Raw genomic sequence first — 20,392 nt, 5'->3', positions numbered from 1 at the left:
TGTGTTCCCACTCTGCGGCGGGATAATCGATAGGCCGGTACTCAATTGCAGGTACCAGACACTGGGTAAAATACCCTACGCTGAATGCGCCGCAGCGTCCAGAGTACCGGGCGGTACACTACTCAAACTACGTCACTTTGACTATCATACAACCACAAGTGGCATACAGACGGGGCGGTACGGTGCAGGGTGTTCCTCAGCAATTTCCTTTCGAAAAAGATAACGCACAGTTCCGACAGTTGTCTCAGGTGCCGGGCGTAGAGCTTTATCACGCGCATATTGAGCGCTATGCTTTTGAACCACATACACATGACGCTTTTGCCATCGGGACCGTCGATTTTGGTGCCGAGCGTTTCCGCTACCGTGGGGCGCAACATCTGGCAGCGCCGGGGTCGCTGGTGTTGATGAACCCGGATGAACTGCATACCGGCGAGGCGGAAACCGTTGGCGGCTGGAATTACCGCATGCTCTATTTGGAACCGGCGACACTGGAACTGTTGTCCGGTGAGCAGGGGTTTTGGTTCACCGATGCGGTGCGTCAAGACCCTCAGGCGGCACGGCAATTGTCCGCCACGCTGGCAGCACTGTGGCAAACTCATGATCCGCTTACGATTGACAGTCTATTATTGCAGGTTATCGCTATTTTTCGTCCTCATATCCAGGTAGCCAAATCATTGAAGGCGGAGCCGGCGCACCGTTTTGAGATCGTCAAAAGTTACCTGCACGACAACTTCTCCGCTGTTATTACCTTGGACCAATTGGCATCGTTGGTCTCCCTCAGTCCCTATCATTTTCTGCGTAAATTCAAAGCTGAATACCATGTGTCGCCCCAGCAGATGCTGATGGCAATTCGTTTGTCACAGGCCAAACAGATGCTGGGACGCGGTATGCCTGCGGCACAGGTCGCCGCAGCGACAGGGTTAACCGATCAGGCACATTTAACGCGCGCCTTTGCTAATCGTTACGGTGTCACACCTGTGCGTTATCAAAAACAGGTTACGACCCGCTAAAACAGCAACCTGATACAATATTTCCTCGCATCAGTGGGCTAGGCTGACCCCAGGTTTTTTCACGGGCTCAGACTGATTCGCCCGGTTGTTGATGGAGTCACTATGTTTGTTGGCGTGTTATTTGCCTTATCGGCTGGGCTGATGTGGGGGTTGATCTTTGTCGGCCCAGTATTGATCCCTGAGTATCCTGCGGCGTTGCAATCTACCGGGCGTTACCTGGCTTTTGGCCTGATAGCGTTACCCCTGGCGTGGTTGGATCGCCATCGGTTAAAAAAGTTACGACGTAACGATTGGTTGGCAGCGTTAAAACTGACCGCTATCGGTAACTTGTTGTATTACCTGTGTCTGGCCAGTGCAATACAACGTACTGGCGCACCGGTTTCCACCATGATTATCGGCACATTGCCGGTGGTGATTTCGGTAACTGCGAATCTGTTTTACAGCCGGCACGATGGCCGACTTTCGTGGCGCAAACTGACACCAGCCTTGGTGTTGATCGCCTGTGGATTGGCGCTGGTTAATGTTGCCGAACTGCAAGGCAATACGACGCCGATCGACGTTTGGCGCTATAGCAGTGGCCTGGGACTGGCGTTAGTGGCAGTGGCGTGTTGGACCTGGTTCCCGCTGCGCAATGCCCGCTGGTTGCGGGAAAACCCAAATCAAAGACCTGCAACCTGGGCGACGGCGCAGGGGGTGGTGACGTTGCCGCTGGCGCTGGTGGGCTATCTGTTGGTTTGTGGGCAGTTGGCGATGACCCAGCCAGCATTTGCATTGCCGTTTGGTCCAAGACCGGGTGTGTTTATTCCTTTGATGATTGCTATTGGCATGCTGTGCTCGTGGATTGGTGCACTGTGCTGGAATGAGGCGAGCCAGCGTTTGCCAACAGTGTTGGTAGGGCCGTTGATCGTATTCGAAATTCTGGCAGGGCTAGCCTATACCTTTATGCTGCGTCAGGCGTGGCCACCGTTGTTGACTGTGGGTGGCATTGCCTGCCTGATCATTGGCGTGGTGTACGCGATGCGGATTAAGCCACAGCCGGTGGTGGTGTCACTGGCTGCTAAGGAGTAGCACCTGCCGTGGTACCACGGCAGGCACTGATCTTAACGTTTACTGTGGTGGATGATCTCTTCGGCCACATTCCGGGGGGCTTCAGCGTAATGGCTGAACTCCATCGTGTAGGTTGCGCGGCCCTGCGACATCGATCGCAGGGTGGTTGAATAGCCGAACATCTCGGACAGCGGCACCTTGGCGTGAATTTCCTTGCCACCGCCGCCCGGGAGATCCTCCATCCCTTGCACCATACCGCGCCGAGACGACAGATCACCCATCACGCTACCGGCGTAGTCCTCAGGCGTTTCTACTTCTACCGACATGATCGGCTCGAGGATGACCGGGTCAGCCTGACGGCAGGCTTCTTTGAAGCCAAAGATCGCCGCCATGCGGAAAGCTTGCTCTGAAGAGTCAACGTCGTGGTATGAGCCGAAAGTCAGGTGCACTTTAACATCCACCACCTGATAACCGGCCAATACGCCATTGTTCAGTGCTTCCAGTACGCCTTTTTTTACCGCCGGAATAAATTCCCCCGGGATCACACCGCCTTTTATTTCATCGATAAACTCGAAGCCTTTGCCCGGTTCATTGGGTTCTACTGTAAACACCACGTGACCGTACTGGCCTTTACCGCCAGACTGACGCACGAATTTACCTTCTACGTCGGTCACGCGTTTACGTAGGGTTTCACGGTAAGATACCTGTGGTTTACCGGTGGTGGTTGCTACACCAAATTCGCGCCGCATGCGGTCAACGATGATTTCCAGGTGTAATTCTCCCATGCCGTAAATAATGGTCTGGCCGGAGTCTTCATCTGTGCGCACGCGGAAAGAAGGATCCTCGGAGGAGAGTCGTTGCAGCGCAATCCCCATTCGCTCTTGATCGGCCTTGGTTTTCGGCTCAATGGCTTGTGCGATAACCGGTTCTGGAAACACCATTTTTTCCAGCGTGATGATGGCGTTAGGATCGCACAGGGTGTCACCGGTCGTGACGTCTTTGAGCCCCACACAGGCGGCGATATCACCGGCGTGCAGTTCTTCGACATCTTTGCGATCGTTGGCGTGCATTTGCACAATGCGGCCAATACGCTCTTTTTTACTTTTGATCGGGTTGTAGACACTGCTGCCTTTGGTGAGCACACCGGAGTAGACGCGCACGAAGGTCAGTTGACCGACAAAAGGGTCGGTCATCAGTTTAAACGCCAACGCAGAAAATTTTTCGTCATCAGACGCCCGGCGGATAACAATATTGTCGTGCTCGTCATGGCCTTCCATAGGGGGAACGTCGAGCGGTGAGGGCATCAGTTCGATCACCGCATCGAGCATGCGCTGCACCCCCTTATTGCGGAATGCTGAACCGCACAACATGGGCTGGATTTCCCCCGCTACGGTGCGCAGGCGCAGGCCGCGAACGATCTCTTCTTCGCTCAACGGCATCTGATTGAGGTATTTATCCATCAGTTCTTCCGAACCTTCGGCAGCGGCCTCGATCATTTTATCTCGCCACTCTTGGGCCATGTCGCGCAGTTCAGCGGGGATCTCTTCAAAGCTGAAGCTCATGCCTTGCGTTGCCTCGTCCCACAAAATGGCCTTCATTCGGACTAAATCCACCACGCCGGTGAAGTGATCTTCGGCGCCAATGGGGATGACGATCGGAACGGGGTTCGCCTTCAGACGCTCGATCATCATTTTACGTACGCGGAAAAAGTCAGCACCGACGCGGTCCATTTTGTTGACGAACGCCAGACGTGGCACTTTGTATTTATTGGCTTGGCGCCAGACGGTCTCTGACTGCGGTTGCACGCCGCCCACTGAGTCATACACCATGACCGCGCCGTCCAACACGCGCATGGAACGTTCGACCTCAATGGTAAAGTCCACATGGCCTGGGGTGTCGATAATATTGATACGATGTTGCGGGTAATTATGCTGCATGCCGTTCCAGAAGCAGGTTGTTGCCGCCGAGGTAATGGTAATACCGCGTTCCTGTTCCTGTGCCATCCAGTCCATGGTGGCTGCGCCGTCGTGCACCTCGCCCAGCTTGTGACTGACCCCGGTGTAAAATAGAATCCGCTCGGTGGTGGTGGTTTTGCCGGCATCAATGTGCGCCGAGATGCCGATATTGCGGTAGCGTTCGAGGGGGGTAGTGCGTGCCATAATTAACCTTTCTTAGCCGCGTTAAAGAGATGCGACTCAAACAACATGAATAATTATGATAATCCTCTGTGGGTTATCTCCGGACGGGTGAATGCTTGCACCGGTCACAGATTAATCGTAGTTGATGAAAGGGTTTTTACTCAACGATGGCTGCGATAGGTTTTTTCGTTCGGGCGTGTCGGCACAAGATTAAGGATTAAAGGGGCGGTAAGCCCCCTTGAGTGTCTACTCGGCAAAGATGTGCGCCTGGCCGATGATGTTCAGATTGACGTGAGAACCGGTACGGAGACCTTCGCGGCTGATGGTTTTAATCTCTATCGCCATATTACTGCCGGTCATGTGCAGATTTAAGGTCGAGACAAAACCGGCGAAATCAATACCGGTCACCACCGCCTGACTCTGCTGTTGTGCCTCAGACTGGCTGATTTGGACTTGCTCAGGGCGCAGCATAATGCGAGCAGGCCCGCGGCGCTGATGATCGTCCACGGCAATTCGCCCCAGTGCACAATCGGCCCAGCCTTGTTCAAGCTCAGCGGACAGCACCAGCGTTTCCCCTAAAAAGGTGGCGGTCGGTTCGTCAACTGGCCGCAGATAGAGGTCTTGCGGCGGGCCGACCTGCGCCAAACGACCATTACGCATCACCGCGACCTGATCGGCAAACGACAGTGCTTCGGTCTGATCGTGGGTCACCAGAATTGACGCAACTTTAGCTTCCGCCAGTAATTCTGCCACGGCTTTGCGGGTCGCGGCACGTAGGCCGGTATCGAGCGCGGAAAAGGGCTCATCCAACAGCATCAGCTTGGGCTGCTGTGACAAGGCACGCGCCAATGCCACCCGCTGCTGCTGCCCGCCGGATAGCTCATGCGGCCACAGTGCGCCCAGACGGCGATCCAGCGCCACCATATCCATCAATGCATCGATGCGCAGTTGCTTGTCACGTTTGCTTCCCTTGAGACCGAAACCAATATTGCCGGCCACGGTAAAGTGCGGGAATAACGCGCCGTCCTGGGGCACAAACCCAATGCCACGCAGGTGTGCCGGTACCCAACCGTTACCGTTGGCCATCGCCTGGCCCTGCAACATAACTTGGCCGCTGTCCGGTATTTCAAAACCCGCGATGATGCGCAGCAAGGTGGTTTTGCCAGAGCCGGAAGGGCCGACAATCGCGGTACGGCTGCCTTGTTCGACCTGTAAATCAATATGCTCCAGCACCTTAACTGCGTTATAGGACTTACTGATGCCGTGTAGTTCAAGCGTACTCATAATCCCGCCGTGCGTTTGGATTGAGAATAAAGAAGCCAGGTCAATGGCAGAGACAGCACCACCATAATCAAAGCGTAAGGGGCCGCCGCTACATAGTCGATCTCGCTGGTCAATGCCCAGAAACCGGTAGCCAACGTGCGCGTCCCGTTTGGTGCCAGCAGCAGTGTGGCGGTCAGTTCATTTGAGATGGCCAGAAACACCAGTGCCGCACCGGCAGCTGCACCCGGGGCAGCCAAACGCAGCGTGGTACTCCATAGCGCTTGTGCCGGTGAACGTCCGAGGCTGCGAGCCACGTTTTCCAGCTCAACCGGTGCCTGAGCAATACCGGCGCGCAGGTTGATCAAGGCCCGTGGCATAAACATCAACAAATAGGCCAGCAGCAAGGTAATTTCAGTTTGGTAAATGGGGCGGAAGCTGTGAATGGTGATGGTCACCAACGCCAACGCCACCACAATGCCGGGCAGTGAACTGGTTACATAGTTACAGCCTTCCAGCATCCGATACAGCCGTGCCGGATAGCGTACCGACAGCCAGGCCATTGGAATGGCACACAGGGTGATCAGTAACGCGCCGCTGGCGGCCAGTGACAATGTTTGCAGCAAGGCAGGCAATAACTCGGCGTTACGCCATACCTCAAGCCCACCGAGAGCCAGCCATCGGGCCAGTGTAATAAAGGGCACACCCAGCGCCAGCGCCGTGAGACACAGTGGCAGTAGCAGGCCGAATAGGGTGGTCACCCTCCCAAGCCGATACGCGGTCTGACTGCGGGCGCTGCCAGAGCCGACACGGGCATAACGCGCCCGACCGCGGCTGGCAGCTTCCAGCATCAACAACCCCAGACAGCACAGTACCAGCACACCGGCCAACATGTTAGCGGCTGGGCCGTTAAAGGTTGACTGGAATTGATCGAAAATGGCGGTGGTAAAAGTATCAAAACGGATCATGGCGTACAGACCGTATTCCGCCAGTAAATGCAGTGCGATCAGCAGTGAACCGCCCCAAATGGCCAGTTTTAGCTGTGGTAACACCACACGGAAAAAGACCGCCAACGGTCGGCTACCCAACGAGGTGGCGACGTCTTCAATACCGGGATCCAAGCGGCGCAATACCGCGGCAGCCGGCAGATAAATAAACGGGAAGTAGGCAATCACTGAAATAAAGACACCCGCGCCCAGTCCGTGCATTGAGGGCACCAAACTGATCCAGGCGTAACTTTGCACGAACGCGGGAACTGCCAGCGGTGCTGTTGCCAATAAAGACCAGATGCGGCGCCCCGGCAACGTCGTACGTTCAGTCAGCCAGGCCAGCGTCACGCCAAGCAGGGCGCAGATGGGTAATGTGAAAACCACTAACAGCAGAGTATTCAACAGCAATTCGCCCACGCGGGGGCGAAATACCAGAGTTTTAACCGTTTGCCAACCGGTTTCAAATGCCACGCTGATGACAAACCCCAGCGGCAATAGCGCCAACAGGGAAAGTAAAATGGCCGTTGCCACGATAAACAGTCCCGGCCGATGATGGCGCCGGGTCGAAGCGTACCGCGGGGCTGAGCCCGCGGCATTGAAACCTATATTCGACATAGGGTTAAAAGCTCTCTGTACTGATAAACCGGCTTACAGCAGCCCGGCTTCGGTCATCAACTCGACCACTTTCTTGCCATTCAGCGATGAAGCGTCAACTTTTGGTGCGTCCAGTTCTTTCAGGGGGACCAGTTTTGGATTGGAGGCAGCATTCACACCGACGGCATATTCGAAGGCGTTGTTGGTGCGCAGAATCTCTTGGCCGTTTTTACCGGTGATCCACTTAACGAACTCTTGTGCTTGTTTTTGGTGCTTGCTGGATGCCAGAACACCGCCACCTGAGATGCTGACGAACGCGCCTGGATCCTGGTGTTTGAAGTAATAAAGCTTGATGTTCTTGCTGTTTTCGCCCGTTTTTGCACCATCGACGAACGGATAATAGTGATAGATAACGCCGCTGTCGATTTGACCGGCATTGACCGCTTTCATCACGGTACTGTTACCTTTATAGGCGGTGGCGTTAGTTTTCATCGCTTTCAGCCATTCCAATGTGGCTTTTTCGCCTTTCAGCTCCAGCAATGCGCTGACGATTGCCTGGAAGTCTGCACCTGAAGGTGACGCGGCCCAACGACCTTTCCATTCTGGCTTGGCCAGATCCAACAGTGACTTAGGTAACTGTGCCTCAGTCAGTTTCGCCGGATTGTAGACGAACACCGTTGAGCGGGCAGCAATACCAATCCAACGGCCGTGCTGTGGACGGTATTGCGGTTCAACCTGTGCCAGTGTCGCAGCATCCAGAGGGGCGAACAGCTTGGCGTTATCTACCAGCACCATCGCAGGGGAGTTTTCTGTCAGAAAAACATCGGCTGGAGATGCCGTGCCTTCTTGCACCAGTTGGTTGCCTAATTCGCTGTCGCCGCCGTTCCGCAAGGTCACTTTTATGCCGGTATCTTTGGTAAAACCGTCAACCCAGGATTTCACCAGATTTTCGTGTTGCGCGTTATAAATAACGATGCCTTCATCCTGGGATGCTGCATTGGCCGAAAATGCCAGCATCATGGACGATGCCAACAAGGCAATCGGGCCGAGAGAAGAGAAACGCAGCTTCATACAGTCATCCTTTGTTTAGAGAGTGCAGAGAATAAAAGCGAAATATGCCTAACGGGCGTTGGGCTGCCCTGATTGTATATAAGAACATTAATAATGATAGTGAAAACGATTCGTATTAATTTATTTTTATATTTTGCTCACTAATTATCTCACCCTAAGGAAAAATTAAGTTTCAGCCTGAATAATCTGCCCTGATGCCTGATTTTCATCAGTATTTATTATGTTTAAGCACCAGGCGCCAATTCATGCACAAGGTATTCGTGGGCTAAGAAAGCACGCTGCCACAAAACTCGCGCCCTAAGTCAGCGCTAAGTGTGGGTTGCGATACTGGCTCCTGTATTTTTCATTCACAGGAGTTGGATATGTCCTTAATCACTGAAAAACCTGCCATTAATTGGCTGAATAAAGTGCCAGAAGTCACCTTGTTTTTCTGGCTGATCAAAATGATGTCCACCACCGTGGGGGAAACTGCGGCGGATTACCTCAACATGGATCTCAACTTTGGCTTGACCAATACTTCACTGATAACGGGTGGGTTGTTATTGGTGGCGCTGTTTTTCCAAATTCGCGCCAGACGCTATGTTCCCGTGTTGTACTGGATCGCCGTGGTGCTTATCAGCGTATTTGGTACGTTGATTACCGATAACCTTACCGATCACTTCGGTATTTCGTTGGCATTTTCCACCGCCTTGTTCAGCGTGATGTTGGTCGCTACCTTTATGGTTTGGTACAACGTCGAACGTACGCTGTCGATTCACGCCATCGATACGCCGAAACGGGAGCTGTTTTACTGGGCGGCAATCCTGTTTACCTTTGCCCTTGGTACTGCCGCCGGTGACTGGGTTGCTGAAGGGTTACAACTGGGATACGGCTATTCAACACTGTTGTTTGGTGTATTGATTGGTATCACAGCAGCGGCACATTATCTGTTTAACGCCAACAGTGTGCTGTGTTTCTGGATCGCCTATATCTTGACGCGGCCACTGGGCGCCTCTTGCGGTGATTTGTTATCGCAGCCCGCTGGTAATGGCGGTCTGGGGCTGGGTGCAGCCGGTACCAGTGGCCTGTTTTTGGCGATCATTATCAGCCTCGTCACTTACCTGACGCTGATGCAAAAGCGATTACAGTACTAATACGGAAAGTGCGGGAGCCTGCATGAGGGTGTTACTGGTTGAGGACGACGGCATGATCGGCGAAGCCATTCAAGACGCGTTGAAGGACGCCGCTTATGCCGTGGATTGGGTCAATGATGCACAGACCGCACTCACGTCGTTGGCTTGCCAGCATTACGACGCGTTACTGCTGGATCTCGGTCTGCCGGATAAAGACGGCTTCAGTGTGTTGACCGCGTTGCGTGCTAAAGGTGACACATTACCGGTACTGATCATTACCGCCAGAGATGCACTGGATGAACGGTTAAAAGGGCTGGACAGCGGCGCTGACGACTATTTACTCAAACCTTTCGATATTTCAGAACTCCTGGCGCGTATGCGCGCCGTTTTACGTCGCAAGGGCGGTAATGCCGCGCCAGTGCTCACTAATGGCCTGCTTTGGCTGGATCCCGCGTCACATGAAGCTTGTGTGATCAACGATGACCTGCGCTGTCGCTTGTCGAGCCGTGAGTTTGCCCTGTTATACGCGCTGATGCTGCGCCCTGGCAGCATACTTTCACGCAGCGAGCTTGAAGAGCGGATTTATGGTTGGGGGGAAGAGGTGGAAAGCAACGCTGTGGAATACCTCATTCACGCACTGCGCAAAAAACTGGGCGGAGAAGCGATAAAAAACATCAGGGGCGTAGGATGGATGGTTGCAAAAAACGCGTAATGGATTCCCTGCAACTCAAGCTTTCTTTGGGTCTGAGCAGCGCGATTGTTGTGGTCGCTCTGGCGGCAGGGATCTTTTCTTTTTATGCCTCCTTTGAGGAAGCCCACGAGCTGCAAGACACTACGCTGGCACAGATTGCCAGGTTGGTCCGCAGCGATACGCTTTCTGGCCTGCGGCAACCTGATGCGACCGCGCGTCAGGAGGATGACGCTGCGGTCATCGTGCAGTTACTCCCTTCGACAGGAGTGACAACGGCACATTTTCTACCAAACGTACCGTTAAACGAAGGTTTCCAGACGCTGTCGGTTGACGGTGTTTCTTTTCGCGTACTGGTACGCACCCTCTCGCCTGAAACACGGGTTGCGGTGGCACAGCGTACATCTGAGCGTGACGAGATTGCGATGGAAAGTGCCTGGCGAACGCTGATTCCTTTGCTGGTTTTAATTCCGATACTGTTGCTGGTCGTGGCTGACTTGATTAAAAAAAGCATGCAACCCATTCACCGCCTTGCCCATGCGCTGGAACAACGTGGCGAACAAGATTTAACGCCGTTGCCAGTCAATGAATTTCCTCGAGAGATTGCGCCCTTTATTGCAGCCATAAATCGTTTATTTGGCAAAGTTGCCGGCGGTGTTGAAACCCAGCGCCGATTTGTCGCCGATGCGGCTCATGAACTGCGATCTCCGTTGACGGCACTGTCCTTGCAGGCGGAGCGCTTGAGTACAGCAGAGATGCCGGAAGTTGCTCAGCAGCGCCTTGGGCGGATGCAACACGGCATAAAACGCACCAGACACCTGCTGGAACAATTACTGTCGTTGGCACGGGTGCAGCAAAATGTGCTACGTCCGATGACGCCGGTGTCGGTGCAGTCCGTATTCCGTAGTGTGATCGAAGATTTGTTGCCGCTGGCAGAGGCCAAGGGGATTGATCTCGGGGTCTGGCAGCCGACCGAGGTTCATTTAACCCTGAATGAAGCTGACATGTTTACCCTGCTGAGGAACCTGGTAGAAAATGCGCTACGTTACGCCCCGCATGGTGGCATTGTTGATTTACAGGTCCGGGTAGTGGGCAACAAGGCCATTGTGACGGTCGAGGACAACGGGCCGGGTATTGCCGTTGAAAATCGCCAACGGGTGTTGGATGCGTTTTATCGAATTGAAGGGAGCGGGCAGCACGGCTCGGGCCTGGGGCTTTCCATCGTCGCAGCCACACTGAGCCATCTGGACGGGAAACTCACCTTGGCGGACAGCCGCCGCCATGCCCATGGATTACGGGCAATCATTATCCTGCCACATCGTTGACAGCGGGTTCTGCTTCGCTGATTGCCATCCGTACCGACAGCCATGACGTCTATCGGCGGCAGTGGCCTTGATGAATTCTTTTCACCCTTAGCTGAAAACTATGACTTTGAAAAAAGGCATGGCGGCGCGATATCTTCTTTCTTGAGCTTAAAAAATGAACATTATTCAGCCAGGTGCCCGGGAGATAACCATGTCTACATCATCGGTAAAACAGCTTCGTCTGGTGATCACCACCGACGATTTTGATAACGCCTTGTCTTTCTATCGCGATCGGTTGGGGCTGACTCAGGTTGACGCCGTACCGCCGGACAACGGCAGGGTAGCTATCCTGGAAGCGGGCAAGGCTACGCTGGAGCTGGTAGAGCCGACGACAGCGGCTTATATCGACAGTATTGAAGTGGGGAAACGTGTCTCCGGCTGGGTGCGGGTGGCGTTTGAGGTGACAGATATTGCGGCTACCACGGCCAGTTTGGCTCAAGGTGGAGCGCAGGTTTTGTCTGATCCCCGTGTCACGCCGTTTAACTCAATCAATAACCGACTGGAAGCCCCGGCCGGGTTACAGTTGACGCTGTTTCAGTCATTGTAAAAAAGCCCGCCGAGATGGCGGGTATTTATTTGATTATGAAAGAAATTCATGTTGTTTGGCTTGTGCTTTTTTGGTTATGAGTCATAGCTTTTAATCATTTAATTTATTCAACTGCTTCGCTGTATATATACGTCGACAAAACACCAATAAGGGATATCGACGTGAAGTATTCATTCAAACTTAATGGATTGGCCGGTCTAATCATCTTCTCTTTACAGGCAGTAGTGTCGGTTAACGCTGCTGACGTACCTGCCGGGGCTCAACTGGCTACTGTCCAGGAATTGGTTCGGGCCAATGGTTATGAGCCGGCAACGCTTGATCCGAATCTGGCAGAAAGTAACGTGGAGTTTTATATCTTCAATGACGTATTTGAAGGGTTACTGCGGGTGGGTAAAAACGGTGAGGTGATCCCCGCGCTGGCGACAACATGGACGCAGCAAGGCAATGTCTGGATCTTCCATCTGCGGCCGGAGGCCAAATGGTCAAATGGCGATCCGGTGACTGCTGATGATTTCGTCTATAGCTGGCGGCGCCTCACTGATCCCAAAACAGCATCCCCCTACGGGAGTTATTTGGCTTCGGCTTATGTGTTAAACGCGTCAGAGATTAACGCCGGCAGCAAACCGCCAACCGAGCTGGGTGTAAAAGCGTTGGATGCCAACACACTACAAGTCACACTGGCTGAACCGAACTCCTATTTGCTTAAGCAGTTAGTGCATTTTCCTGTGCTGCCGGTAAACCAAAAAGTGGTGGAGAAATACGGTAAAAATTGGACTCAACCGCAGAATTTTGTTGGCAACGGGGCGTTCAAGCTGACGCAGTGGGTGGTGAATGAGAAAGTGGTGGTGGAACGTAATAGCCAGTATTGGGATAACGCCCACACGGTGCTCAATAAAGTGACGTTCCTGCCGTTACAGGGGTTCCCTGAAGTGGCCCGTTTCCGGGCCGGTGAAATTGAATTGGGCTACAGTGCGCCGCCGGAATTGTACCAACAGTTAAAAAGCAGCCTGGGTGATAAGCAGCTGATCACCTATCCACTGCTGTCGACCAGCTACTTTGCCTTTAACAACCGACAGGCTCCCTTCAATGATATTCGGGTGCGTCAGGCATTAAATCTGGCATTGGATAAAGAGATCATAGCCACCAAAGTGCTGGGTTATGGTCAGCAGCCAGCCTGGACTTTTACGCCAACCGGTGCTGGGGGCTTTACACTGCAAGCGGGTCAAGAGGCGGGGTGGTCACGCGAGCAACGTATCGCACAAGCAAAAAAATTATTGGCGGAAGCGGGCTTTAATGCGGAGCATCCGTTGCGTTTCACACTGCTGTACAGCAACGACGCCACCATCAAGAAAATAGTGATCGCCAGCAGTGCGATGTGGAAAAAGAACCTGGGCGTGGACGTCACCTTGCAGAATCAGGAGCGAAAGGTAGTGCTGGACAATATCAACAACGGACAGTACAGCGTGGCTTTCAGCCGTTGGTTGGCGGACTACAATGATCCGTCCACGTTCCTGAACGTGTTCCGATCGACCAGCAGTGAAAACTCAGCCAAATACGCCAACGAAAATTACGATCGCTTGTTGCACCAGGCGACCGCGGCGCAGACGCCACAGCAGGTACAACAATACTTCCAACAGGCTGAAGACGTGCTGGCGGTAGACACTCCGGTGGCACCGGTTTACTACGAAGCAAACGCCACACTGGTCAAGCCCTACGTGAAAGGCATCGACTTTACCCGACAGGGGCCGCTGTACGACAAGAATGCGTATATTCTTGCTCATTAACGTCAGAATAAAGCGTGGGTCGGGAGGGTGCTGGCCCGCACTTTATTATTCCGCCGCGAAACTTTTTTCTAAATGTTTCATAAACGGTTAGCCAACTTTCTCCTCAGTGATAAAAAACCGCGCCTATACTGCCCCCGTAGTTTATATGCAGTATCTCGTTTGGCGAGGCTCCTATACAAACACAGGTTACTGATCTGACGACATCGAGAGATGCCCAAGGTTAAGACAGGCTTTATCGGATTAAGGTTCAGCCCAAGGTAACTTCTGATGAATACATCAGATACGTTGTATAGTGCTAAAACCTGGACGCGGAGATAGGCTGTCTGCACTCCCTCTGTGGTTAACGCCCCTATGCGATTCGCTGTTGAAGTTCAAACAGAAATAGGGACTAACATAATGAAGTTACATCAAAATCACCCATCTCAGGCGCTAACCTCTGCTGAAACTCTTGATGAGTCTTCGGTTGCAGGTTATATGAATGCCGATTTTATTACTATTCCAGGAAATATGACGGTTAATAAAGCAAAAGAATATTTTCTTTCGCAACTAAAAACCGAAGAAATTCCGACGCAGCTGTTTGTTACCGCCGACGATTATCATTTGCGTGGCACACTGTCGGTTAAAAAGTTATTGCAGTGTGAAGATCATGATAAAGCCGTTGGGGTGATGATCAATCACAGTTATTTCCAGGTATCCCCCGATGACGATCGCAATGATGTCGCCCATTTACTGGCTAAGGGCGGGTTGGATGTGGTACCGGTGGTCGTGAACAATACGTTGGTAGGCGTGCTGGGTGAACGAGAAATTGCCCGGCTGATTGAAGATGAGAACACTGAAGATGCACAGCGTCAGGGGGCCAGTCTTCCACTGGATAAACCTTATCTGGAGACCAGCCCTTGGGCGTTATGGCGCAAGCGTTCGGTATGGTTGCTGATGCTATTTGTCGCAGAAGCCTATACCGGCAATGTATTAAAGGCGTTTGAAGAGCAGTTGGAAGCCGCGATCGCATTGGCGTTTTTCATCCCGTTACTTATCGGGACTGGCGGTAACAGCGGGACTCAAATCACGTCTACATTGGTACGTGCCATGGCGTTGGGCGAGGTGAGTCTGCGCAACCTGGGGGCGGTGATTCGCAAGGAAGTGTCCACCTCATTACTGATAGCCATCACCATTGGTGTTGCAGCCTGGGTGCGGGCCTGGATTATGGGCGTGGGGATGGACGTGACGCTGGTCGTTAGCCTGTCATTGGTGGCGATTACCGTCTGGAGTGCCATTGTTTCCTCGATTATACCCATGCTGCTTAAACGCCTGGGTATCGACCCCGCAGTGGTCTCGGCACCGTTTATTGCCACCTTTATTGATGGCACCGGTCTGATTATTTATTTCAAAATCGCCCAGTACATTCTGGAGATTTAAACACCTATCCGCTCCGTGTCGCTGCCGGAGCGGGCATTTTATCTGACAAAACAGGAGGCGCGTAAATATCCATGAGCAATGACCTAATCCGCTTTTTAATTAAAGAGGCTTTTATCGATAATAATTAACCGAGGACGAAATAATGGGAAACATGACAATTTTTGTAGGATTCCTGAGTGTTATCAGCTCACTGGGCTTGTTAGCAGCCTATATGAGCACGAAATGGGATGATTAATGAACGCTAAAGATCCGCCTGGATGCATCCTCCACGACGTGTTGTATTTACGACGGGGAGGATGCGCTTAAATACTGACCGCTGGATGCGGGTTTCGGAGTATAATGATAATGATTATTTCTATTCTTGGCTTACTTTATGCCATTTTGATGATCTCTGTCGGTGTGAATGAGATTTATTTTTATTCAACCGGAAAATCAGAATTCCTTTCTAGTTTAATGCTGACATTCTCGGGTACTATGCTGCTGGTTGCTTTTGTCTGGCAATGGTCTACTAAAATAAAAAAATGAATTACCCATTTGAATGTGAGTCGTAATATGCAAAATGAAAAGCAATCCGTTGCCAGAAATTCCATGATAGCCAGCGGGCTATTGGCAGTCGGTAAATTTACTGCCGGTATTTTTACCGGGAGTATTGGTCTTATTTCAGAAGGGATCCACTCTCTTACCGATTTTGTTGCCACCAGCATTACCTGGCTGGCGGTACGTATCAGCGATAAACCTGCCGATGATGACCACCATTTTGGCCACGGCAAGGTCGAAAACCTGGCGGCACTGTTTGAGGTGTTGCTGTTGCTGGGGGCGGCAGGCTGGATTGTTTATGAGGCGGGCAAAAGCCTATTGGGTGAAGCCCATGAAATAGTCGCCGCGCCAGTGGTGATCGCTGTGCTGTTGATCTCGATCGTGATCGATTTTTTCCGCGTCAAGGCGTTGAACCGTGTCGCAAAGGCGACAGACAGTGCGGCATTGGAAGCCGATGCGCTGCACTTTTTCTCCGATATGCTGGCCTCTGCCGTTGTGCTGCTGGGGATGGTCTTTGTTCTGTTGGGTTTCAACCGTGCAGATGCCATTGCGGCGTTGATCGTGGCCTGTTTTATCGTGGTCGCGGCGCTAAAACTGGGCAAGCGTTCTTTCGATTCTTTGATGGACACGGCACCTGCCGGCGCCAAGGAAGAAATCAGTGCATTGCTCGACATCTTCCCAGCGATATTGGCGACCGAGAGTATTCGTATTCGTAACGCAGGGGCCAGCCTGTTCATTGAAGTGACTGTCGCCGTCTGTCGTACTTTACCTTTAGAACGCATTAATGCGTTAAAACAGTCTATTGCTGAACGCCTGGAACAGCAGTACGCACATGCCGAAGCCACGGTGATTGCCAACCCACAAACTCGCAGTGACGAAGACATGGCGACTCGCATCCGGGTGATTGCTGCCAACCACGGCGCCGTAGTGCAAAATCTGGCGCTACAACAATTGCCTGAACGGATGTCGATCAGTATGGATCTCGCGGTCCCGGCCAGCGCCAGTGTGGCGCAGGCACACGACATCGCCAGCGAAATTGAAACGTTGTTACGACAGGCGATTGGTGAAGACACAGAGATCGAGACTCATCTGGAGCCTCAAACACATCACTGGATTGCCAGCGAGGATGTTGCACCGGATGAATTGGCCAATATTCGTCAGATACTGCAAACGGTAGTGGAAAGTGGCGACATGGTGCAGGACGTGCATAACATTCGCGCACGTAAAACCACCGGCGGTATCATCGTCAACTTCCATTGTCGGGTATCCCCGGCGGCCTCCATTGTGTCAGCTCACGCTGCGGTAGACAGCATCGAACGTCAACTGCGCGCACGCTATCCGACGATTTCGCGGGCAGTGGGGCATGTGGAACCCATTAAGCCTAAGCCCGGTATTTGAATCTGACGGCTCCTCGCGTATATCTGATGTGGGCTGTTGCCTGATGTGTACCCGGCAGCAGCCTGTTTCGTCATTAATTGTGTGACAGCGTCACTTAAAGTCTCCTGGGAAGTCTAGCGTGTTTACCGCCGATGATGTTTTTCGGTCTCTTGTTTATCCAATTTATTTACTTTACTGTAAAGTAAATAAATTGGATAAACCGGTGAGACACGCGATGAATATCCCTTCTCAGTTGTCCGTACAGTACTGCCTCCTGAAACGGCGTCATTTGCCGTTTACTCCTTTCATTCAGAGAGGAGATTGAGCCATGCTGGCGCATTTCTTTGTTTTTCGCCCGGTATTTGCCGCCGTTTTGGCTATTTGCATTATGGCGGCGGGCATTCTGGCATTGCTGACACTGCCGGTGGAACAATATCCGGATATCGCACCCCCTGGTGTTACCGTCACGGCTAACTATCCTGGGGCGGCGGCCAAAACGGTGGAAGACAGTGTGACCCAGGTAATTGAGCAGCAAATCAAGGGGATTGATGGACTGCTGTACTTTTCCTCGACCAGCAGTTCCGCCGGGCAGGCGCGCATTAGCCTGAGTTTTGATCAGCAAACCAATCCGGATATCGCACAGGTTCAGGTTCAGAATGCGGTGAACCAAGCCAATTCGCGTTTACCCCAGGAAGTGCAACAACAGGGGATCACCGTCACTAAGTCACAGGGCGACAGTTTGATGGTGGTGGCGTTGTACGACACCAGTGGGCAAATGGATAACGTCGACATCAATGATTATCTCGTCAGTGCCTTGCAGGACCCACTGAGTCGGGTGGACGGGGTTGGCGAGACAACGGTGTTCGGGGCGCAATATGCCATGCGCATTTGGTTGGACCCGCTCCGTTTAACCAGTTATGGACTGATGCCTTCAGACGTGCAAACGGCAGTAGAGGCGCAGAATGCACAGGTCACCAGCGGTGAACTGGGATCGCTGCCTACGCAACCGGGCCAGGCAATGAATGCCACCGTTACGGCACAATCCAGGCTGCAAACGCCAGAGCAGTTCAGCAACATTATTTTGCGTACCAACACTGACGGTTCGGCGGTTTATCTGCGGGACGTTGCCCGGGTTGAAATAGGTGCAGAGAATTATCAGAACCAAACCCGCCTGAACGGCTATCCGGCCGCGGGTATTTCCATTCAGTTGGCATCTGGCGCTAATGCGTTGGCCGTCGCGGAAAGCGTGCGCGCCGAAGTTGAACGTATGGCTCCGCAGTTTCCGGCCGGGTTAAACGTGGCTTACCCTCGTGACAGTACGCCTTTTGTCACCGTTTCAATCGAAGGTGTGGTGCAGACGTTGATCGAGGCCATTATCCTGGTTGTAGTAGTGATGTACCTGTTTCTACAGAACTGGCGCGCCACGCTGATTCCGGCGATCACCGTGCCAGTCGTCTTGCTAGGGACGTTTGGCATTCTGGCGCTGCTGGGTTACAGCATTAATACCCTGACGTTGTTTGCCATGGTATTGGCGATCGGCCTGTTGGTTGATGATGCCATCGTGGTAGTTGAGAACGTCGAGCGGGTGATGGAAGAGGACGCATTGCCCCCGCAACAGGCAACGCTGCGATCGATGAGCGAGATCAACAGTGCGTTGATCGGCATCGCACTGGTCCTGTCTGCGGTGTTTATTCCTATGGCATTTCTGGGTGGATCAACCGGGATTATTTACCGTCAGTTTTCGATTACCATCGTTTCATCCATGGTGCTATCCGTGTTAGTCGCGTTGACGCTAACGCCCGCATTGTGCACCGGTTTACTGCGTCCAGCATCCCATGGCAAGCGCGGTTGGTTTTTCATTCGTTTTAATCGCGTCGTCGATCGCAGCCAGCAGGGATATGGCCGCGGGTTAACGCATATTTTGGCGCACAAAGGGCTTTACAGTCTGGTGGCGCTACTGATTACCGGTGTCATGATATGGCAATACTTCCGCATGCCGACGGGATTCCTGCCGGTAGAGGATCAGGGTTCTGTCATGGTGCAATTTACGTTACCGCCTGGTACGCCAATGGCGCGAACACAACAAGCCGCAGATAACATTGCCAACTATTTTATGACCGAAGAAAAAGACAATCTGAGCGTTATTTTTATGGTGGTCGGACGTAACAATGCGGGGAGTGGCCAGAATGTCGGCATGGCGTTTGCGGAGTTGAAAAATTGGGATTTGCGTAATGGTAGCGAGAACACCGCTCAGGCGATCATTGCGCGTGCCAACCAGTATTTTAAAGGTGCCCGGGATGTGCAGGTTAATGTCTTGTCTCCTCCTGCGGTGCGCGGCTTGGGGCAATCCAGCGGCTTTGAGCTATGGCTACAGGATCAAAGCAATGCCGGTCATGATGAGCTGCAATTAGCCCAGCAGCAGGTGATTACCGCTGCCAGTGCGAATCCATTATTGACCGCAGTGCGCGTGAATGGCCTGGAAGATAAAGCGCAGCTCCAGGTGGATGTTGATCAGCAGAAGGCCAGTGCGCAAGGGTTGCAGCAGGCGGATATTAACAACACCTTGTCTGCTGCCTGGGGCGGTGCCTATATCAATGATTTTATCGATCGTGGACGGGTGAAGCGCGTCTATATGCAGGGTGAGGCCAGTTCGCGATCTGCACCTGATGACATCAATCAGTGGTTCGTGCGCGGCAGTAGCGGCAGTATGGCGTCATTCGCCAGCTTTGCTAACACGCGCTGGCTTTCTGGTCCGCAAATGCTGCAACGTTTCAATGGGCTATCAGCGACCCAGCTTCAGGGCTCTTCCGTATTAGGGGAAAGCTCAGGCACGGCCATGGCTCAGATGCAGGGCATTATTGCCAATGTAACGGGGTTTGGGCTTGAGTGGAGTGGATTGTCCTATCAAGAACAGGTAGCTGCGGGCCAAACACTGTGGATTTACCTGGCGTCTGTGCTGTTCATCTTTCTGTGTCTGGCTGCGCTGTATGAAAGCTGGTCAATTCCGATTGCCGTGATGCTGATTATCCCCTTGGGTATTGTTGGTGCCGTGCTCGCAACACGACTGGCCGGCTATGAAAATGACATCTATTTTCAGGTGGGTATGCTGACGACTATCGGGCTGTCCGCGAAGAATGCGATCCTGATTATTGAATTTGCTGAAGCGCAGATGAAATCGGGGCAGGCTCTGATGGCGGCAACGCTGGAGGGGGCGCGTCTGCGCTTACGTCCTATCGTTATGACGTCACTGGCATTTGTCGCTGGGGTCATCCCGTTGGCGTTGTCGGTCGGGGCCGGTGCATCAAGCCGTCGTGAAATAGGTATTGCGGTGATCGGTGGCATGATTTCTGGCACACTGTTGGCGTTGTTATTTGTGCCGTTGTTTTTTGTGCTGGTGAAACAAGGGCTAGCACGCATAAAAAGTAAAAAATAACCCTTTCGTAATGATATCTGCGGGG

Annotated in this window: 16 protein-coding genes and 1 riboswitch; of the genes, 12 read left to right on the top strand and 4 right to left on the bottom strand. The window is 52.7% G+C overall.

What is annotated here, in order from left to right; translation table 11 throughout:
* The first annotated feature begins 182 nt into the window (after positions 1-182).
* Complete coding sequence (locus SGR01S_RS01375) at positions 183-1,010, top strand: AraC family transcriptional regulator (protein ID WP_061806314.1); 828 nt, start codon at positions 183-185, stop codon at positions 1,008-1,010.
* A gap of 102 nt (positions 1,011-1,112) precedes the next feature.
* Complete coding sequence (locus SGR01S_RS01370; RefSeq protein WP_061806313.1) at positions 1,113-2,078, top strand: DMT family transporter; 966 nt, start codon at positions 1,113-1,115, stop codon at positions 2,076-2,078.
* Positions 2,079-2,110: 32 nt separating this feature from the next.
* Here the strand turns inward: SGR01S_RS01370 and fusA are convergent, their stop codons facing one another.
* The 4 genes from fusA to SGR01S_RS01350 all read right to left on the bottom strand — a co-directional run bounded on the left by fusA (position 2,111) and on the right by SGR01S_RS01350 (position 8,109).
* A complete protein-coding gene (gene fusA / locus SGR01S_RS01365) occupies positions 2,111-4,216 on the bottom strand; it encodes an elongation factor G (RefSeq protein WP_061806312.1) in 2,106 nt (701 codons plus the stop codon).
* A 225-nt stretch (positions 4,217-4,441) separates the two neighbouring features.
* Positions 4,442-5,479, bottom strand: a complete 1,038-nt coding sequence (locus tag SGR01S_RS01360) for an ABC transporter ATP-binding protein (protein ID WP_061806311.1) — start codon at positions 5,477-5,479, stop codon at positions 4,442-4,444.
* On the bottom strand, positions 5,476-7,059 hold the full coding sequence (locus tag SGR01S_RS01355; protein ID WP_061806310.1) for an ABC transporter permease: 1,584 nt from the start codon (positions 7,057-7,059) through the stop codon (positions 5,476-5,478). The genes SGR01S_RS01360 and SGR01S_RS01355 overlap by 4 nt, the downstream gene beginning before the upstream one ends.
* 33 nt (positions 7,060-7,092) lie before the next feature.
* On the bottom strand, positions 7,093-8,109 hold the full coding sequence (locus tag SGR01S_RS01350) for an iron ABC transporter substrate-binding protein (protein WP_037415484.1): 1,017 nt from the start codon (positions 8,107-8,109) through the stop codon (positions 7,093-7,095).
* A gap of 362 nt (positions 8,110-8,471) precedes the next feature.
* Here SGR01S_RS01350 and SGR01S_RS01345 point away from each other — a divergent pair, with 362 nt between their 5' ends.
* From SGR01S_RS01345 to SGR01S_RS01305, 10 genes are all read left to right on the top strand, one after another.
* Positions 8,472-9,242: a COG4705 family protein gene (locus SGR01S_RS01345; RefSeq protein WP_051922519.1), complete on the top strand. Its 771-nt coding sequence runs from the start codon at positions 8,472-8,474 to the stop codon at positions 9,240-9,242.
* Positions 9,243-9,264: 22 nt separating this feature from the next.
* Positions 9,265-9,933, top strand: a complete 669-nt coding sequence (locus SGR01S_RS01340) for a response regulator (RefSeq protein ID WP_061806309.1) — start codon at positions 9,265-9,267, stop codon at positions 9,931-9,933.
* Positions 9,909-11,234 (top strand): ATP-binding protein, encoded by a 1,326-nt coding sequence (locus tag SGR01S_RS01335; RefSeq protein ID WP_061806308.1) that lies wholly within the window; start codon positions 9,909-9,911, stop codon positions 11,232-11,234. The genes SGR01S_RS01340 and SGR01S_RS01335 overlap by 25 nt, the downstream gene beginning before the upstream one ends.
* A 190-nt stretch (positions 11,235-11,424) precedes the next feature.
* Complete coding sequence (locus SGR01S_RS01330) at positions 11,425-11,820, top strand: VOC family protein (protein ID WP_037415479.1); 396 nt, start codon at positions 11,425-11,427, stop codon at positions 11,818-11,820.
* A 161-nt stretch (positions 11,821-11,981) separates the two neighbouring features.
* On the top strand, positions 11,982-13,604 hold the full coding sequence (locus SGR01S_RS01325; RefSeq protein ID WP_061806307.1) for an ABC transporter substrate-binding protein: 1,623 nt from the start codon (positions 11,982-11,984) through the stop codon (positions 13,602-13,604).
* A gap of 147 nt (positions 13,605-13,751) precedes the next feature.
* Positions 13,752-13,925, top strand: a riboswitch (M-box (ykoK) riboswitch).
* 30 nt (positions 13,926-13,955) lie between these two features.
* Positions 13,956-15,020 (top strand): magnesium transporter, encoded by a 1,065-nt coding sequence (gene mgtE, locus SGR01S_RS01320; RefSeq protein ID WP_073963398.1) that lies wholly within the window; start codon positions 13,956-13,958, stop codon positions 15,018-15,020.
* A gap of 142 nt (positions 15,021-15,162) precedes the next feature.
* Positions 15,163-15,255, top strand: coding sequence for a protein MgtS (gene mgtS, locus SGR01S_RS24120; RefSeq protein WP_147284273.1), 93 nt, complete (start codon positions 15,163-15,165; stop codon positions 15,253-15,255).
* Positions 15,256-15,365: 110 nt separating this feature from the next.
* Positions 15,366-15,545, top strand: a complete 180-nt coding sequence (locus SGR01S_RS01315) for a hypothetical protein (protein WP_037415475.1) — start codon at positions 15,366-15,368, stop codon at positions 15,543-15,545.
* Between the two features lie 27 nt (positions 15,546-15,572).
* Positions 15,573-16,955, top strand: a complete 1,383-nt coding sequence (locus SGR01S_RS01310; protein ID WP_061806306.1) for a cation diffusion facilitator family transporter — start codon at positions 15,573-15,575, stop codon at positions 16,953-16,955.
* 307 nt (positions 16,956-17,262) lie between these two features.
* Entirely contained in the window at positions 17,263-20,367 is a 3,105-nt protein-coding gene (locus SGR01S_RS01305) for an efflux RND transporter permease subunit (RefSeq protein WP_061806305.1), read from the top strand.
* The last annotated feature ends 25 nt before the right edge of the window (positions 20,368-20,392 follow it).

It is taken from the genome of Serratia grimesii NBRC 13537 (assembly GCF_001590905.1).
Taxonomy (GTDB): Bacteria; Pseudomonadota; Gammaproteobacteria; order Enterobacterales; family Enterobacteriaceae; genus Serratia; species Serratia grimesii.
This window is presented reverse-complemented; position numbering and strand designations above follow the sequence as displayed.

Excerpts from the sequence above, each read along its gene's own strand:
- SGR01S_RS01305 (WP_061806305.1), top strand. The coding sequence starts at position 17,263 with ATGCTGGCGCATTTCTTTGTTTTTCGCCCGGTATTTGCCGCCGTTTTG.
- SGR01S_RS01310 (WP_061806306.1), top strand. The coding sequence starts at position 15,573 with ATGCAAAATGAAAAGCAATCCGTTGCCAGAAATTCCATGATAGCCAGC.
- fusA (WP_061806312.1), bottom strand. The coding sequence starts at position 4,216 with ATGGCACGCACTACCCCCCTCGAACGCTACCGCAATATCGGCATCTCG.
- SGR01S_RS01370 (WP_061806313.1), top strand. The coding sequence starts at position 1,113 with ATGTTTGTTGGCGTGTTATTTGCCTTATCGGCTGGGCTGATGTGGGGG.
- SGR01S_RS01355 (WP_061806310.1), bottom strand. The coding sequence starts at position 7,059 with ATGTCGAATATAGGTTTCAATGCCGCGGGCTCAGCCCCGCGGTACGCT.
- SGR01S_RS01315 (WP_037415475.1), top strand. The coding sequence starts at position 15,366 with ATGATTATTTCTATTCTTGGCTTACTTTATGCCATTTTGATGATCTCT.
- SGR01S_RS01330 (WP_037415479.1), top strand. The coding sequence starts at position 11,425 with ATGTCTACATCATCGGTAAAACAGCTTCGTCTGGTGATCACCACCGAC.
- mgtE (WP_073963398.1), top strand. The coding sequence starts at position 13,956 with ATGCGATTCGCTGTTGAAGTTCAAACAGAAATAGGGACTAACATAATG.
- SGR01S_RS01340 (WP_061806309.1), top strand. The coding sequence starts at position 9,265 with ATGAGGGTGTTACTGGTTGAGGACGACGGCATGATCGGCGAAGCCATT.
- SGR01S_RS01345 (WP_051922519.1), top strand. The coding sequence starts at position 8,472 with ATGTCCTTAATCACTGAAAAACCTGCCATTAATTGGCTGAATAAAGTG.
- SGR01S_RS01360 (WP_061806311.1), bottom strand. The coding sequence starts at position 5,479 with ATGAGTACGCTTGAACTACACGGCATCAGTAAGTCCTATAACGCAGTT.
- SGR01S_RS01350 (WP_037415484.1), bottom strand. The coding sequence starts at position 8,109 with ATGAAGCTGCGTTTCTCTTCTCTCGGCCCGATTGCCTTGTTGGCATCG.
- mgtS (WP_147284273.1), top strand. The coding sequence starts at position 15,163 with ATGGGAAACATGACAATTTTTGTAGGATTCCTGAGTGTTATCAGCTCA.
- SGR01S_RS01335 (WP_061806308.1), top strand. The coding sequence starts at position 9,909 with ATGGATGGTTGCAAAAAACGCGTAATGGATTCCCTGCAACTCAAGCTT.